Source organism: Gammaproteobacteria bacterium (assembly GCA_032250735.1).
In the GTDB taxonomy this organism is placed as follows: Bacteria; Pseudomonadota; Gammaproteobacteria; order SZUA-152; family SZUA-152; genus SZUA-152.
The window spans coordinates 24,181-39,900 of the sequence record JAVVEP010000012.1 but is presented as its reverse complement, the minus strand read 5'-3'; the positions used below and the strand labels follow the sequence as shown (position 1 = coordinate 39,900).

Genomic DNA, 15,720 nt, shown 5'->3' with positions numbered 1-15,720 from the left:
TTCCCTTTCTCTTTTCTCTTTACCCTTTCCTCTTAATGTCAGAAAAGATTTAGCTGAAGGTCGGCCTTGACCTAAGTCTTTTTAGATTAGGAGAAATTAGAATGTCAGTAATCAAAATGACCGATCTGGACCTGGCCGGCAAACGCGTATTGATTCGCCAGGATCTCAACGTGCCGATTAAAAACGGCAAGGTCACCAGTGATCAGCGCATCCTGGCCTCCCTGCCCACCATTGAGCACTGCATGAAGGCGGGCGCCAAGGTGATGGTGATGTCGCATCTGGGTCGACCCACCGAGGGGGAATACAACGAAGAATTCTCCATGATCCCGGTGGGCGATCACATGGCCGCCCTGCTGGGACGTAATGTGGAAATGGTGAAGGACTGGGTCGAAAAGGGTGTTGGCCCGATGCGTGACGGAGATGTGGTGCTGCTGGAAAATGTGCGCTTCAATGTCGGCGAGAAAAAGAATGACGATGCGTTGGCCAAAAAAATGGCCGCGCTGTGTGATGTCTTCGTCATGGACGCCTTTGGCACCGCGCATCGCGCCCAGGCCTCGACCCACGGTGTCGCCAAGTTTGCACCGATTGCCTGTGCCGGTCCGCTGTTGGCGGGTGAGCTGGAGGCCCTGGGCAAGGCGCTGGATAATCCGGCGCGCCCCATGGTTGCAATTGTGGGTGGCTCCAAGGTGTCGACCAAACTCACCGTGCTGGAATCGCTGTCGAAGATTGTCGATCAACTGATTGTAGGTGGCGGTATCGCCAACACCTTTATCGCCGCGCAGGGCCACAATGTCGGTAAATCCCTGTACGAGCCCGACCTGGTCGACACCGCCAGGAAACTCACCGCCGACGCCAAGGCCCGCGGTGGCGACATCCCGGTGCCGACCGATGTGGTGTGCGCCAAGGAGTTTGCGGAAACGGCGCAGGCCACGCTGAAGTCGGTGAGCGAGGTGACGGACGACGATATGATCTTTGATATCGGTCCCGATTCTGCGGCGGCCCTGGCGGATACACTGAAGAATGCGGGCACGATTGTGTGGAACGGCCCGGTCGGCGTGTTTGAGTTTGACCAGTTCGGCGAGGGCACCAAGGCCATCGCCATGGCCATCGCCGAGAGCAAGGCCTTTTCCATTGCCGGCGGTGGCGACACCCTGGCGGCGGTGGATAAATACAAGATCGCCGACAGGGTGTCTTATATCTCCACCGGCGGCGGCGCCTTCCTCGAATTCCTGGAGGGCAAAAAACTGCCGGCGGTCGCGATCCTTGAAGAGCGCGCCAAGGGCTAGATCCCGGCACAAGGCGAACCGCACCTAACCACAAGATATTCATTCAATAACAGATGCCCGGTTTTCACTGGAGTAAAACGCAATTGGAAAGAAGAACCAAAATAGTCGCCACCCTGGGCCCCGCAACCGACGACCCCAAGGCGCTGGATAAACTCATCGAGGCGGGTGTCGATGTGGTGCGCCTCAATTTTTCGCATGGCTCGGCGGAGGAACATACCGCACGCGCCAAGACGGTACGCAATCGTGCCCGCGCGCACGGGCGTCAGGTGGGCGTGCTGGCCGATCTGCAGGGACCAAAGATCCGCATCGACTGTTTTAAAAATGGCCCGATTGAGCTGGCCGAGGGTGATGCCTTTATTCTGGATGCCGCCTGTGGCGCGCACGCGGGCACCCAGCAGCGTGTGGGCATCGCCTACAAGGAACTGCCGCAGGATGTCAAACGGGGCGATAACCTGCTGCTCGACGATGGACGTCTGGTGCTGTGGGTGGAAGAAGTCAAAGGCACCGAGATTCACTGCAAGGTCAAGGTGGGCGGCAAGCTCTCGGACAAAAAGGGCATCAACCGTCAGGGCGGTGGGCTTTCCGCGCCGGCCCTGACCGACAAGGACAAGGCCGACATCATCACCGCCGCCGCACTGAAGGCCGACTATGTGGCGATCTCCTTTCCCCGCTCCGCGGCCGACGTAGAGCTGGCGCGGGCCTTGGTGAAGGCCGCCGGCGGCACCTGCGGCATCATTGCCAAGATTGAACGCACCGAGGCGCTGGAGGTGATCGACGAGATCATCCTGGCCTCCGACGCCATCATGGTGGCGCGTGGCGACCTGGGTGTGGAGATCGGTGACGCCGCCCTGCCCCAGGTGCAGAAAGACCTGATCAAGCGCGCCCGCGGCCTGAATCGGGTGGTGATCACCGCCACCCAGATGATGGAGTCGATGATCGAGAATCAGATCCCGACCCGTGCCGAGGTTTTCGACGTCGCCAACGCGGTGCTCGACGGCACCGACGCGGTGATGCTGTCGGCGGAAACCGCGATGGGCAAATACCCACAACTGGCGGTGGCGGCGATGGACCGTGTCTGTCGCGAGGCGGAAAAACAGGATGTGGCGACCCGTTCAGACCACCGCATTGATACCCTGTTTACGCGGGTCGACGAGGCCATCGCCATGGCCACCATGTACAGCGCCAACCACCTCGGCGTGAAGGCCATTGCCTGTCTTACCGAGTCCGGCTCTACCCCGCTGTGGATGTCGAGGATCAGTTCCGGCATTCCCATTTATGCCCTGACCAGCCATGTCAGCACCCGCCGCAAGGTGACCCTGTACCGCGGCGTTTATCCCATCAGCTTCGATACCAAGTCCAAGGATCATGCGGTGGTGAATCGGGAGGCCGTCGACGAGCTGAAGCGCCGCGGCGTGGTGCGCGACGGTGATCTGGTGATCCTGACCAAGGGCGATCTGATGGGCGTGCTGGGTGGTACCAATGCCATGAAGATTGTTCGCGTCGGTGAGGAGATACTCAACAACGGCAGTGAAGAGGCCGTCGAATAACGCCGTGCCTACGGCACTTTTCGATCGAGGTGTAATCTCAGCGTACAGCGCGTTTAGACCCTATAGCATTTAAACCACGATATTTTTTGAACCCCTTTTATAGATAGCAACATTTAGGAGAAACCCATGGCCCTTATTTCACTACGTCAACTACTGGATTACGCCGCCGAGAACGATTTCGGTATGCCGGCGTTTAACGTCAACAACCTGGAGCAGGTGCAGGCCATCATGCGGGCTGCCGATGCGGCCAATAGCCCGGTGATCATGCAGGGCTCCGCCGGCGCGCGCTCCTACGCAGGCGAACCCTTCCTGCGTCACCTGATTGCCGCAGCCATCGAACAGTATCCGCATATCCCTGTGGTAATGCATCAGGATCACGGTTCCGAGCCCGCCGTGTGTCTGCGCTCCATCCAGTCCGGCTTCAGCTCGGTGATGATGGACGGTTCGCTGATGGCCGACATGAAGACCCCCGCCAGCTTCGAATACAACGTGGCCACCACTGCCGAGGTCGTGAAGATGGCGCATGCCGGTGGCGTCTCCGTGGAAGGCGAGCTGGGCTGCCTGGGTTCACTGGAAACCGGTGAGATGGGTGAAGAGGACGGCCACGGTGCCGAGGGCAAGCTGGATATGGACATGCTGCTGACCGACGTCAACGAAGCCGCCGACTTTGTTGCCCAAACCGGCGTGGATGCCCTGGCCATCGCCATCGGCACCTCGCACGGCGCCTACAAGTTCACCAAGGAGCCCACCGGCGATATCCTGCGTATCGACCGCATTCGCGAGATTCACGCCAAACTTCCCAACACCCATCTGGTCATGCACGGTTCATCCTCGGTGCCACAGGACTGGTTGGAGATCATCAACACCTACGGCGGCGACATGGGCCAGACCTACGGCGTGCCAGTAGAAGAAATCCAGGAAGGCATCAAGAATGGTGTGCGTAAGGTCAATATCGACACCGACCTGCGCATGGCCTCCACCGGTGCGGTGCGTAAGCACCTGGCCGAAAACCCCACCAACTTCGATCCCCGCAAGTTCCTCAAGGCCTCCACCGATGCCATGATGGCCATCTGCCAGGCCCGCTTCGAGGCCTTTGGCTGCGCCGGCCATGCCTCGAAGATCAAGCCAATATCGCTGGAGAAGATGATCGGCTTCTACAAATAGGCCATCTTGTCTGCCGCCCGGCAGCAAACAATTAGGTAGTATAAAAGGGGTGCTTAGGCACCCCTTTTATTGGGTCACGTCTGGGTCAGGGAGACGGTGGCCATTGCCTGGCGGGTGGAGTGCTGTGGCGCAGTACAGTCAGTCGGATGATTACTGTGACCACAGTCACAGAACAAAAGACTTCAGAAATACAGCCGCCAGCCGCTTCTAGACCTTGCGAATAGATTTCATTACCATCGTTTAGAGACCTCTTCTTATTTAGGGATTGCATATGCGCGTCAATGGGCCAGATTTTCATCGAATTTCAATCATCGGTATCTTCTCTGCCGCCGTCCTGTTTCTGCTGTCATCCTGCGGAGGAGAGCCGGCAGGTTCAGGTTTTGCAACGGGAGAGGGCAGCAGTTTCAGCCTCTCTTGTTCCAGCCCCTTTGCCGGCCCGGATTGCGTACCCACCGTGGGTGGTACTACACGGGTGATCCCCCTCTGTAACAGTGACCAGACCGGCATCGTTGATGGCTGTGGCGTCGCCATCACCACCCCCATAGACCTGCATGATCCCATAACCCTGTCGCTGACCGGCCTGACCGCCAATACGCGACACACCATTACCATTGCGGACACAGATACCGTGCCGTTAGAGATCACCCCGACGGGAGGCCTGATCGCCATCTCCGACAGTACGGGCGCCATCAACAAGGCCACGGTCGTACAGAATATGCTGCCCGGGGCTTTCCTGGGTGATTACACGGTAACCGTGGCGGAAGAGGGCGGTGGTGGAACACCGCAGACCCTGACCTACAACGTGGCGGACCTGAGCCGTGTGCAGTGTGTGGATACAGGGGGCGTCGCCAAGGCCTCTTTCCTGAGCGGGGACAACGTCTTCGCCAGAGTGGACAAAAACACCGGTTCACTGGCGGATGGCAGCTATGATGTGTATGTCCTGTCCGACGTACAAAAACCCCTGGCGAATGGCGGGCTGATCAGCGGCACACCGGCCACCATCACCGTCACTGGCGGCACGGGTCAGATCGATTTGGGTCTGGCCAGCACCTATGGTATCGGCGGCTATGACGTGGTGGTGGATGTGAACGGCAATGGTTACTTTAACCCGGGGACTGATCTGATCTCGCGCCACAGCCGCCTGCTGCCCTGCTTTGCGGTGCAGGGTCCCAGCGCCGGTGCGGTACAGAAAATCGCCTCGGACAAGAATGGCAACAAACGCGAGATCTTTGACCCCAATGCCGATGTGGCGGCGATCCGTGATCTGCAGGCCTTTCTGATGCCAACGGAGCGTTCGGCGCTCACCACGGCCGGTGCGGTGGACACCTACCTGGTTGCCCATCAGGCCGTATGGGCAAATGGTGACCCGCTGGTTGCGGTAGGCAGCGGCGCCAAGCGCAGCCCGGTGCAAAACGACAATAACAGCCTGGCCCCCTGGGTATTGGTGCCTTTTGCCAGCCTCGCCAGCCTGGGTGGCACGACCTGTTACGACGTGGTGGTGGATACCGACAGGGATGGATTATTCGATGTAGGCACCGATTTTGTCGACAACATCAATCATCTGGGCATTACCAGCTGTGGGGTACGGATCTCCACGGCCAGCTGTACCAACGTCAGCATCGCCGCGACGGCCGCAGACGCCAGCAATCTGGCGGATGGCGCCACCACCACGGATACCGCAATCAGTATCGCGGGCACCATTCTGGGCACGCCCACTGCAGCCTATCTGACGGTCACGGCGGGTGAGCAGTCCAATACCATCGCCCTCGCCCTCGGCGCGGGTGGAAGCTACGCGCTCGATCTGCCCCTGTTCGCCGGCGCGAATCACATTACCGTGTCCGGTATCTACGCGGACAATAGCAGCTGTAGTCAGACTATTAGCATTACCTCGCTGACGGATCTGGCCCTGTTCCGGGCACAGATGACCTGGGACGGTTCGACCGATATGGACCTGCACCTGGTTCGCCCTGGCGGCAGCTATAGCAACGGCGGTGGCGGTGCCGATGACTGCAACTGGGGCAACTGTAAGGTGGGCCTGGATGGCACCGGCATCAACAACATATCCTGGGGTACCGGGGACGAGGAGGACGATCCCAAGCTGGATGTGGACTGTATTTCCTGCGGTAACGGCATCGAAAATATCTGGATGAACCAGATCACCCAGGACGGAGAATACAAGGTCTATGTGGACGCCTATAGCGGTACGGAAAATGATGTGACTGTGACCATCTCCATTCTCGGCACCGAGGTGGGTCAGGTGAACTGCGGAGACATGGATACTGACACAGCAACAGACAGCTGTTTCGTCGGCACCATTACCTGGGCGGGCGGCACGGCGGGCATCGGTAGCTTCACACCGGCGGGCACTAAGGCAGCCGATTTCTGATCAGGCCATGACCCATGGCGGTCGGCCAGGTGCCTATGAAAAAAGGGGTGGATACAATGTCCACCCCTTTTTTTTGCATCGAAGAGCCGCACCCCAGGCGGGGGTTATGTACTGGTGGGTGGCGGGATCGACTGGCACTCGTTAAAGATGCGTTTGTCGCAGCGTGCGCAGATGTCCTTGTCCAGCGTGGCAAAGATCTCGGCAATGGCCTCGGTCTTGGAGCTGAACATATTCTCTTCCCCAATCTCCTGGATGTAGCCCCCGCGGCGCAGCGGGTCACAGACGCCCTCCTTGATGCGGTAGAAATAGAGGTTGCCGCCGAGTTTGCGGTAGTTTTTGACCTCCTGCACCAGCAGTTCGGCACCGGCGACGTCGATAAAGTTGATGCCGGAGGCCACCAGCAGGGCGGACTTCTGCTGTGGGTTCTGTTGGCGAAAACGGCGCAGGCTCTCGGCGACGTGGCTGACGGCGCCAAAGAACAGCGAGCCGTCGATGCGCATCAGCTTGAGCTGGGGGCATTCGGGCAGGCTGGAGTCGGTGGTGAAGGAGCGCTTGGGGTGCCTGGGGTCGGGCGTGCGGCTCAGCACCTTGGGGCGCGAGGTGCGTGACAGGTAGACCACCAGCGATAGAATCACGCCGAGCAGGATGGCGAATTCCAATTCCAGGGTAAGGGTGGCGATGAAGGTGACCAGTAGAATCGTGAAGTCCGAGCGACTGGCCTGAAAGATCTTCTTGATGTGATGAAAGTCGATCAGCCCCCAGGCCACCAGAAACAGGATGCCGGCCATGGCGGCATTGGGCAGATAGGCCGCCAGCGGGGCGATGGCCAGCACCACACCGATCAGCAGCAGGCCGGAGAGCAGGGCGGCGATGGGGGTTCTGGCGCCCGCCTGGTAATTCACCCCGCTGCGATTAAAGGAGCCGGTGGCCACATAGGCGGAGAAGAAGCTGCCGACGATGTTGGACAGCCCCTGACCGATGAACTCCTGATTGGCGTCGATGTGCTGGCCGGACTTGACCGCAATGGAGCGACCGATGGAGATCGCCTCGGTCAGCGCCAGCAGGGTGACCGCCAGCACCGCCGGGGCGAGCTCCCTGAGGGTGGCGGGGGAAAAGTCGGGCATGGACAGGGGCGGCAGGGTGGCGGGCAGGGCGCCGACGGTCTTGAGCTGGGTCACGGCGTTGCCGTAGAGGCTGTCCAGCAGGAAGCCGACCACGCTGCCGACGATCATCGCGACGATCATGTAGGGGACCTTGGGCGCGAAGCGCTTGATCAGTATCCCGGTGATCAGGGTGGCGAGACCGGTGATCGCAACATAGGGATTTATCTGCTCGAGCCGGCGGGCGAAGCCGAGCAAGATTTCATAGAAGTGCAGGCCGCGCTCGATGTCGACGCCGAAGAAGTGCTTGATCTGGTTGCTGGCGATGAGGATCGCCGCGCCGGCGGTAAAGCCGATGATCACCGAATGGGAGATGAAGTTCACCAGGGTGCCGAGCTTGGCGTAGCCCATCACCAGCTGGGTGACCCCCACCATGAAGGTGAGGGTGATCGCCAGGGCAACATACTGGGCGGTGGTCGGTTCAGCGAGGGCGCTGAGCGAGGCGAATAGCACCAGCGAGGCGGCGGTGGTGGGGCCGGAGACCAGGTGCCAGGAGGAGCCGAACAGGGCGGCGATAATCGCCGGGATCATCGCGGTATAGAGCCCGTACTCCGGCGGCATGCCGGCGATCACGGCAAAGGCCACACCCTGCGGCAGCACCACCACCGCCCCGGTCAGGCCGGCCATGGCGTCCATGCGCAGGGTCTCGCGGTTGACCATGGGCCACCAGCGGAGAACGGGAAACAGTCTGCTAAGCCAGACAGGGCAGGTCTTGATCAAATTGGGCTCCTAATGGCAGTGAACGGTCGTTGGGTTAAGGGGATTTAGCCGAAAAGACTGATGCAGCCCCCGATTTTCGTCAATCACCTAGAATAGGTGGGCGTTGATCCACAGGTGCATTGCAATACTGGCCACATAGCCCAGGGCGATCACCGGTGTCCATTTGAGGTGACTGAAAAAGGTATATTGGCCGCGGGCCTGACCCATCAGGGCCACCCCGGCGGCGGAGCCGATGGACAGCAGGCTGCCGCCGACACCGGCGGTGAGGGTCACCAGCAACCACTGGCCCAGCGGCATGTCCGGGTTCATGGTCAGCACCGCAAACATCACCGGGATGTTATCGACGATGGCCGACAGCACGCCCACGGCAATGTTGGCGCTGGTGGCGCCCCACTGGGTATACATCAGTTCCGAGGCCAGCGACAGGTAGCCGATAAAGCCGAGCCCACCCACGCACAGCACCACCCCGTAGAAGAACAGCAGGGTGTCCCATTCGGCCCGGGCGATCTTGTTAAAGACGTCAAAGGGCACGATCTCACCCATCGACGAGTCGGGCTCTGGCGTATCGAGGTGGGTGGTCTTCTTGAGGTAATAGCCAAAGAACTGCAGGTAGGCCAGGCCGGTCAACATGCCGATCACCGGCGGCAGGTACAGGAAGTTGTGGAAGCTCACGGCGGTGATGATGGTGAGCAGGAACAGCACGATGATGCGTCGTGCACCGCGCTTCATGCGGATGTCCTCGCTGTCGGCTGTGGGCTGTTCCTTGGGGATGGCGAAATGCATGATCGCCGCCGGCACCAGGAAATTCACCGCCGCAGGGATAAACAGGGCGAAGAAGGCCCAGAAGTCGACGATGCCCTTCTGCCAGACCATGAGCGTGGTGATGTCGCCGAAGGGGCTGAAGGCGCCGCCGGCATTGGCCGCGACCACGATATTGATGCAGGCGACGGAGACGAAGCGGGTATTGGTGCCGCCAACGGCCAGCACCACCGCGCACATCAGCAGGGCGGTGGTGAGATTGTCCGCCACCGGCGAGATGAAGAAGGCCAGGATGCCGGTTAGCCAGAACAGCTGGCGGAGGCTGAAACCCTTGCGAATCAGCCAGGCACGCAGGGCATCGAACACCTGGCGTTCATTCATGGCGCTGATATAGGTCATCGCCACCAGCAGGAACAGCATCAGTTCCGAATATTCGAGGAGGTTGTGGCGCACCGCCGCTTCGGCGGCGTGGGTCATGCCGTTATTGGCATAGACCACGCCGATCATCGCCCAGATGATGCCGGCGACGAGGATCACCGGCTTGGATTTGCGCAGGTGGGTGAATTCCTCGGCCACCACCAGCAGGTAGGCGAGCACGAACAGGGCAAGGGCGACATAACCCACCGTATGGGTGGTGAGGTCGAGGGGTGCGCCGCCCTCGGCGGCGGCCACCAGTCCCGGCATAAAGAGCATTAACGTCGCCGTCAATAATGTGCGCACGGGGGCATCCTTTCAGTGGGTATTGGCCAGGGACTGTAGTGCAAAAAGGCTAGGCTGTACCATCGGTGGTTTAAAAGATGAGGTTCATCATCAGCATCATCACCACCAGAAACAGCACGGTCATGATACCACCGGCCCGCATGAAATCGGGCACGCGATAGCCGCCGGGCCCCATGATCAGGGCGTTGACCTGATGGGTGGGGATCAGGAAGGAGTTGGAGGTGGCGATCGCCACGGTCAGCGCAAACAGGGCCGGATCCGCGCCGGCGCCGATGGCGATATTCACGGCCAGCGGCACCAGCAACACCGTGGCGCCGACGTTGGACATCACCAGGGTAAAAAAGGTGGCCAGCACGGCGACCGAGGCCTGGATCACCCAGATGGGCATGTCGCCGACCACGTACAGGGTCTGCTCGGCGATCCATTTGGCGGTGCCGGTGGTCTCCACCGCCAGCCCCAGGGGGATCAGGCTGGCCAGCAGGAACACGGTCTTCCAGGAGACGGCGCTGTAGGCCTCCTCGATTTTCAGCACCCCGGAGAGGATCATGCCCAGCGCGCCGGTCAGCAGGGCGATGGACAGGCGCAGATCGGTAAACAGCACCAGGATCAGGGCGATGGCGAAGAAAAACAGCGCGGCGCTGACCTTGTGGGGCCGGCTCTCCTCGTGCGGGTATTCGGTGGTAACCACCACGAAATCCTTGTTCTGCTCCAGCCGCACCAGGGCATCCCAGGTGGTATGGACCACCAGGGTGTCGCCGGCCTGCAGGGTCAGGTCACGGATGCCGTCACCCTCGCGCAGGGTTTCGCCACTACGGTGCAGGGCCACCATGGCGATGCCGTAGGTCTTGCGCATCCACACATCGCGCGCGCTCTTGCCGATCAGCGAGGAGCCGGGGGGGATGACCACCTCGGCGATACCGGCCTTGGTGGCGGCCAGGGACTCGGAAAAGGTCAGCAGGTCGGGCCGCAGTTTGAGCTCGAATTTTTCCACAAAGGCCAGCAGATGCTCCGGCGAGGCAAGGATGCCCAGCACCGTGTTGGCCTCGATGCCGACGTCCCGCGCCAGCCCGCCGGGGCCGATGCGCAGATCGCTGGCGCCACGCTGCGAGGCGATCACGCGGATTTTATAGGCGTGCTCGACATCGTCCAGCATGTGGTCCACCAGCGGGCTTTCCGCGGGTACGAAGACCTCGAACAGCGCATAGTCCAGGCCGTAGGTGTTCTGGAAATAGGCCATGGTATTGGTGGCGGAAGAGGTCTCCTCCTTTGGCGTGCTGGGCAGCACAAAACGCCCGGCGATCACAAAATAGAGAATACCGGTGGCGACCAGGGCCAGGCCGATGGGGGTCACCGAAAACAGTGACCAGGTGGCCATCTGCTGCGCCTCGGGCAGGGCGGTGTTGGAGGTGAGGATCAGGTCATTGAGCAGGATCAGCGGGCTGGAACCGACCATGGTAACGGTGCCGCCGAGGATGGCGCAGAAGCCCATGGGCATCAGCAGGCGGGACATGGGCAGGCCGGAGCGGGCCGAGATGCGCGACACCACGGGCAGAAACAGCGCCGCGGCCCCCACATTCTGCATGAAGGAGGAGATAAACCCCACGGTGCTGGAGATGATCGGGATGATGCGTTTCTCGCTGGTGCCGCCGATCCTGAGGATAAAGCCGGCCACCTGACCCATCAGCCCGGTCTTGTCCAGCCCGGCACCGATGATCATCACCGCGATAATGGACATGACGGCGTTACTGGAGAAGCCGTTGAACAGGAATTCGGTATCCACCAGGCCCTTGTCGAGGCCCATGACCGGCGCGATCAGGCCGGTGAGCCCGAGCAGCACCATGATGGTGACCGCGGCCACATCGACGCCGACGATCTCAAAGGCAAACAGATAGATGGTCAGCAGCAGGATACCCGTCACCCAGGCGATCTCGATGCTGGGGACGACGCTGGCGAGATACAGGCCGAACAGGGTGAAGAGGGCGGCGGCGATGAGTCGATTGATCAGGGTGGATTTGCTTAGGTCATTCAATGAATGTCGCTCCAGAAATCGGGGGTCTTGCCGTTCAATGCACAGCGGGAAACAGATCGTGTCCCGGACTTTAGGCGCTAAAACCCTCTACGAAAAGGTCCAGCCGCCGGCTTTGGCCAGAAAAAAACCAAATAATAATACACTGATTTAGCGTTAGCCCCAATTCAAGAGATATATGGGGGGATTAATCCGCACTGCGCATTAAGGCTCTCAGTCGTGGGCAGGGGATGCTAACGGCGCTCGAACAGCAGATCCCAGACCCCATGGCCCAGGCGCTGGCCGCGTTGCTCGAACTTGGTCAGCGGCCGCCACTCGGGCCGCGGCGAATAGGCACCCGGGGCCGCGAGATTGCGGAAGTCGGGGGCGGCCTCCAGCACGGCCAGCATCTGTGCGGCATAGTCCTCCCAGTCCGTGGCCAGGTGGAATATCCCACCGGGCCGCAGTTTCTGCGCGATGAGGGCGACAAACTCGGGGCTGACCATGCGCCGCTTGTGGTGACGCTTTTTGTGCCAGGGGTCGGGGAAGAACAGCTGCACGCGATCGAGACAGGCATCGGCCAGCCGGTGGCGGAGGATCGGTACCGCATCGTCGCAGATCACGCGCACATTGTGCAGGTCGCGTTCACCCAGCAGGCGCATCAGATTACCAACCCCGGGGCGATGCACCTCGATGCCGAGGTAGTCATGATCCGGATGGCTGGCCGCCATCTCCGCCAGCGAGGCGCCGTTGCCAAAGCCGATTTCCAGCACGCTGGGCCGCCCGGAATCGGGCGCGCGGTGAAACAGCGCGTCCAGCTCCAGCAGGGGTTCCGGCTGGGCGAGACGCACCGGCTCCAGGGTGTCGGGGCCGGCGCTGTCCACGCCAAACCGGGACCAGAGCTCAGCCAGGGCGCGTTGCTGGCCGCGGGTCAGGCGGCCTTCGCGGCGCACGAAACTGCGGATGGGGCGGTGTGGGGTGTCGGTCATGGTCTGGGTGTGGTCGGAAAACGGGGCGCTATTAGGACACGGTTGCGGGGGGAAATGCAACGCGCAGGCCGCGAGCCACCTGCGCGGATGTGCTTCCGGGCGGTCCCGGAAGCGGTGATAAAAGGCGTGCCTAACGTGCCTGGCTAAAAGGTGTAGTTGAGCCGCAGGCTGAGCAGCAGCTGCTGCGCATCGACCGTGGCGCCGGAGGCGTCAAAGCCGCTGTTGCGCAGCCACTGCAGCGCCGGGGTGAGCGTGACATCCTCGCGGGGGCTCAGGCGCAGGTAGGCCTCGGCGTGCAGGGTATCGTCCTGCCCGGGCGTGGCGAGCTCACTGGAGAGCCCGGTATAGGCGACGCCCAGCCCCAGGCTCGCCCGGTTGATCTGGCGTAGCGGAGTTTCCAGGGCAGCAGACAGAAACCGGCTGGCCGGGGAGACCTGGTCATTGGCCAGCCCCGCCCTCAGGTTCCACTGGCCGGTGGCGAGGCGACCGTCCACCGTCAGGTACAGCCCATAGTTTTGTCGTGTACCGCTGCCGCCATCGAGCCGCGTGTGGTCGGCGGTGTTGACCCAGGCGCCGGCGTGCAGTCGGGTGCCGTCCAGCGGCCACTGGCCCTCGGCGGCGGCGAACAGGCCTTTACCGTCGGCGTCGACATCCAGCAGCTGGGCATAGGAGGCGTGGGGATTGTCGGCCAGGCCGTGGGAGCTGGTCAGGGCCAGGGAATAGCCGCGATCCTCGCCGATCTCCCGGTTGTAGACCACACCCAGGCTGTAGTCGGGGAAGCCGATGGTGGGGTTGTTGACCAGGGCGCTGCTGAGAAACTGCGAGGTCTCATCGTTGGCCACCTCACTGCTGTCCAGTGAACTGGTGACATCGAGCAGGCCCGAGACCAGCAGGCCGCCATTCAGCGGGTGGAAATAGTGCGCCTCGGAGACCTGCAGCCGGCCGTTGCCATCCCGGTCCAGGGCCGAGCCCGCATCGGCGTTGGTCTCGCCCAGCAGGCTGGATGCGCCATCGCTGCGGGGGCTGGTGTTGCCCTCGATATAGATCACCCACTTGCCCGCCCCGGCAGGGAGGGTGGTCAGCAGATCGAACGAGGCGCCCAGCTCGGGTTCGATGGCGCGGTCATCCGCAGCCTGCAATACGGCGGTAAAGCCCCCCTCCACGGCAATGGGTTGGGCCGACATGGCGATGGCGCCGTGGCGGGTTTCGATGTGGGGCGGGGCATCTGCGGCCTGCACGGCCAGGCTCAGCCCCAGCGCCGCCAGGGCGAGGAGACGTTCGGTGTGTGTCATAGCTTGAAATGGGTAACGATACGGGTCAGGTCAGCGGCCAGGGCCTCCAGTTCGCGGCTGGCGACGGAGGTATGCTGCGCGCCCTCGGCGGCTTGTCCCGCCATGGTGCTGATGCGGACGATATTGCGATTGACCTCATCGGCGACCACCCCCTGCTCCTCGGCGGCGCTGGCGATCTGGGCGCTCATGTCGTCGATACGGGCCACGGCGGCGGCGATGGTGCCCAGCGACTCGCCCGCCAGGGTGGCCTGGTCGACCGCGGCACGGGCCTGCTCGCGGCTCTGCTCCATGGTCTGCACCGCCTGGCGCGAGCCCTGCTGGAGGCGCTCGATCATCTGGTTGATCTCGTCGGTGGACTTCTGGGTGCGACTGGCCAGGGTGCGCACCTCATCCGCGACCACCGCAAAACCACGGCCCTGTTCGCCCGCGCGGGCGGCCTCGATAGCGGCATTGAGGGCCAGCAGGTTGGTCTGCTCGGCCACCCCCTTGATCACGTCCACCACGGTGGAGATGGCCTCGCTGTCCTGTTCCAGCCGCTGGATGGTGGTGGCGGCGGTATCGATGTGGTCGGCCAGCGAGCGGATCTGGTTGATGGTCTGCCCGACCACCTCACGCCCGTTGACGGACTCCTGATTGGCCTCCTGCGCGGCACTGGCGGTATGGGCGATGTTGCTGGCCACCTCCTGCACCGTAGAGGCCATCTGGTTCATGGCCGTGGAGGACTGATCGGTTTCCGAATGCAGCTGCTGCACGCTGTCGTTGGTGCGGGCGGAGACGGCCGTCATGTTGGCGGCGGTGTCGGACAGCCGCGAGGTGGCGCTGGCCAGCTGCGACACCATCTCCAGCAGACGCTCACGCACGGCCTGCAGGGCATTCATGATCTGCCCCACCTCGTCCCGACGCTGGTTATCGATGGCAAAGTTCAGGTCGCCGCTGGCGAGTTTGGCGGCCACGATCGGCAGCCAGGCCAGGGATCGCGACATGATCACAAACAGCAGGGTCAGGCCGCCGAGGATGGCCAGGGCGCCGATGATGAGGGTGGTACGCAGCGCCGCTGCGGCCTGGGTCTGCTCGGTAACCGAGGTCTCGACGCGCTGCACCGTGGCGGCGAGAAAGCTGTCGACCTCGGTGGCCATGTTCGCGGCCACCGTGTCGAACTCGCCCATCAGCCGGTTGCCGCTGTCCGGGCCGGCATCGATGTAGGCCTGGGCCATGCGCTTGCCGGTGCTGTAGTAGGCCTCGAACACCGGCAGCATGGCCTGGTAACGGCCCGCCTGGGCGCGGTCCAGGGTCTGCAGTTCGCCGATCAGGTCGCGGAAGCGCCGGGCGTTCGCCTCGGCCTCATCAAAGCCGTCGTTGAGACCATCGAGGCCGCGGGTGGCGCTGATGTCGGTGAGCCACTGCTGGACCTGCACCACCGTCAGCTTGAGTTCGTGGGCCTTGTTGAGGACGGGGACATCCTGTTCGGCAAAATTGGCGGCATGCTCCACCAGCGCCTGGTTACCCGACAGCAGGATCCCGCCCTGGATGATGACGATGGTGACCAGCAGGCCGGTGAGCAACAGAAAGCGTTTTTTTAGAGTCATAAATCTCACTCTGATCAGGTCGTGGATCGCAGTTGCGAAGGATTTTAGGCGCAAGCCGTGTAGGAATTCGCCTACAGGGCGTCACAGTCATCGGCCCTTTCGGCGA

At 62.0% G+C, this 15,720-nt stretch carries 10 protein-coding genes; 4 read left to right on the top strand and 6 right to left on the bottom strand.

All coding sequences use genetic code 11. The annotated features are described in order from the left end of the window. The first annotated feature begins 101 nt into the window (after window positions 1-101). From RRB22_08680 to RRB22_08665, 4 genes are all read left to right on the top strand, one after another. On the top strand, window positions 102-1,286 hold the full coding sequence (locus RRB22_08680) for a phosphoglycerate kinase (protein MDT8384476.1): 1,185 nt from the start codon (window positions 102-104) through the stop codon (window positions 1,284-1,286). 83 nt (window positions 1,287-1,369) lie between these two features. Continuing rightward, the gene (gene pyk, locus RRB22_08675; GenBank protein ID MDT8384475.1) at window positions 1,370-2,833 is read left to right on the top strand and encodes a pyruvate kinase; all 1,464 of its coding nucleotides are present in this window, start codon (window positions 1,370-1,372) and stop codon (window positions 2,831-2,833) included. 126 nt (window positions 2,834-2,959) lie between these two features. Next, entirely contained in the window at window positions 2,960-3,997 is a 1,038-nt protein-coding gene (gene fba / locus RRB22_08670; GenBank protein ID MDT8384474.1) for a class II fructose-bisphosphate aldolase, read from the top strand. Window positions 3,998-4,268: 271 nt separating this feature from the next. Further along, window positions 4,269-6,383, top strand: coding sequence for a hypothetical protein (locus tag RRB22_08665; protein ID MDT8384473.1), 2,115 nt, complete (start codon window positions 4,269-4,271; stop codon window positions 6,381-6,383). Window positions 6,384-6,487: 104 nt separating this feature from the next. Here the strand turns inward: RRB22_08665 and RRB22_08660 are convergent, their stop codons facing one another. From RRB22_08660 to RRB22_08635, 6 genes are all read right to left on the bottom strand, one after another. Beyond that, entirely contained in the window at window positions 6,488-8,263 is a 1,776-nt protein-coding gene (locus tag RRB22_08660) for a SulP family inorganic anion transporter (protein ID MDT8384472.1), read from the bottom strand. Between the two features lie 87 nt (window positions 8,264-8,350). Beyond that, window positions 8,351-9,715 (bottom strand): sodium:proton antiporter NhaD, encoded by a 1,365-nt coding sequence (nhaD, locus tag RRB22_08655; protein MDT8384471.1) that lies wholly within the window; start codon window positions 9,713-9,715, stop codon window positions 8,351-8,353. A gap of 97 nt (window positions 9,716-9,812) precedes the next feature. Further along, complete coding sequence (locus RRB22_08650; GenBank protein MDT8384470.1) at window positions 9,813-11,771, bottom strand: SLC13 family permease; 1,959 nt, start codon at window positions 11,769-11,771, stop codon at window positions 9,813-9,815. Between the two features lie 230 nt (window positions 11,772-12,001). Beyond that, a complete protein-coding gene (trmB, locus tag RRB22_08645) occupies window positions 12,002-12,736 on the bottom strand; it encodes a tRNA (guanosine(46)-N7)-methyltransferase TrmB (protein MDT8384469.1) in 735 nt (244 codons plus the stop codon). A 143-nt stretch (window positions 12,737-12,879) separates the two neighbouring features. Next, window positions 12,880-14,028: a carbohydrate porin gene (locus RRB22_08640; GenBank protein MDT8384468.1), complete on the bottom strand. Its 1,149-nt coding sequence runs from the start codon at window positions 14,026-14,028 to the stop codon at window positions 12,880-12,882. After that, on the bottom strand, window positions 14,025-15,614 hold the full coding sequence (locus RRB22_08635; protein ID MDT8384467.1) for a methyl-accepting chemotaxis protein: 1,590 nt from the start codon (window positions 15,612-15,614) through the stop codon (window positions 14,025-14,027). The genes RRB22_08640 and RRB22_08635 overlap by 4 nt, the downstream gene beginning before the upstream one ends. Window positions 15,615-15,720 lie beyond the last annotated feature (106 nt).

What these genes read in the sequence shown, in the direction of transcription:
- RRB22_08680 (MDT8384476.1), top strand. Translation starts at nt 102, where the DNA reads ATGTCAGTAATCAAAATGACCGATCTGGACCTGGCCGGCAAACGCGTA.
- fba (MDT8384474.1), top strand. Translation starts at nt 2,960, where the DNA reads ATGGCCCTTATTTCACTACGTCAACTACTGGATTACGCCGCCGAGAAC.
- RRB22_08665 (MDT8384473.1), top strand. Translation starts at nt 4,269, where the DNA reads ATGCGCGTCAATGGGCCAGATTTTCATCGAATTTCAATCATCGGTATC.
- nhaD (MDT8384471.1), bottom strand. Translation starts at nt 9,715, where the DNA reads ATGCTCTTTATGCCGGGACTGGTGGCCGCCGCCGAGGGCGGCGCACCC.
- trmB (MDT8384469.1), bottom strand. Translation starts at nt 12,736, where the DNA reads ATGACCGACACCCCACACCGCCCCATCCGCAGTTTCGTGCGCCGCGAA.
- RRB22_08640 (MDT8384468.1), bottom strand. Translation starts at nt 14,028, where the DNA reads ATGACACACACCGAACGTCTCCTCGCCCTGGCGGCGCTGGGGCTGAGC.
- RRB22_08635 (MDT8384467.1), bottom strand. Translation starts at nt 15,614, where the DNA reads ATGACTCTAAAAAAACGCTTTCTGTTGCTCACCGGCCTGCTGGTCACC.